Below are 589 nucleotides of genomic sequence, written 5' to 3'. Positions count from 1 at the left end.
TGTCCATAGACATTGAATTTTCTGAACTAAAAAATAAGATTGCCTTATATGAGCAAGAAATAAGATTGAAAGACCAGATTTTAGAAGAAAGAGAACACAGAATTTTAGACCTTCAAAAAGCTATGTTACTGTTAAGTCCCCCCAGAAGAAAAAAGAACAGCTAAAAAAAGAAGAAAAGCTGGTGGAGCTTTTAATCCTCACGCTCATTGTGGCTTATCGGCTACGCCCGATCTAAGCTTTTACGGATTTTTGGATAATGCCCTTTTTCTGATAAGTGCCAATTATATAAGCAGTCGCATTTTCAACCTTAATCTCGCCTTTTCTTGCTTTTTTGTTTACATCTTCAACGAACGTTAAAAATTTATCATAACCATCTTTTACAATTGCCTCGGCTTGCTCTTCATTTAGTCCATAGGCCATAACAGAGCGTACATTTTTGGTAATCTAAGGTTTTAGTGAAGTCAATAGCTAATTGAGGATCTTTTTGCTTATCTACATGCATAATAATCCAGAAATAAGCTCTTCCTCTCTTTTTTAGTTCGTAGTCGAAATCTATACGTCTGTATGTCTCATTTGATTTGCTTTTAGC

Annotated in this window: 2 protein-coding genes; both read right to left on the bottom strand. The window is 34.8% G+C overall.

Features of this window, described 5'->3' with window-relative positions:
* Window positions 1-231: 231 nt before the first annotated feature.
* Window positions 232-420: a hypothetical protein gene (locus tag L950_RS25510; protein WP_021192181.1), complete on the bottom strand. Its 189-nt coding sequence runs from the start codon at window positions 418-420 to the stop codon at window positions 232-234.
* A partial coding sequence (locus L950_RS34725) for a hypothetical protein (RefSeq protein ID WP_037527940.1) occupies window positions 401-589 on the bottom strand: 189 nt, incomplete at its 5' end. The genes L950_RS34725 and L950_RS25510, both read right to left, overlap by 20 nt.

The organism is Sphingobacterium sp. IITKGP-BTPF85 (assembly GCF_001006065.1).
Lineage (GTDB): Bacteria > Bacteroidota > Bacteroidia > Sphingobacteriales > Sphingobacteriaceae > Sphingobacterium > Sphingobacterium anhuiense.
The sequence above is the reverse complement of the archived record's forward strand: the minus strand, read 5'-3'. Positions and strand labels throughout refer to the sequence as shown.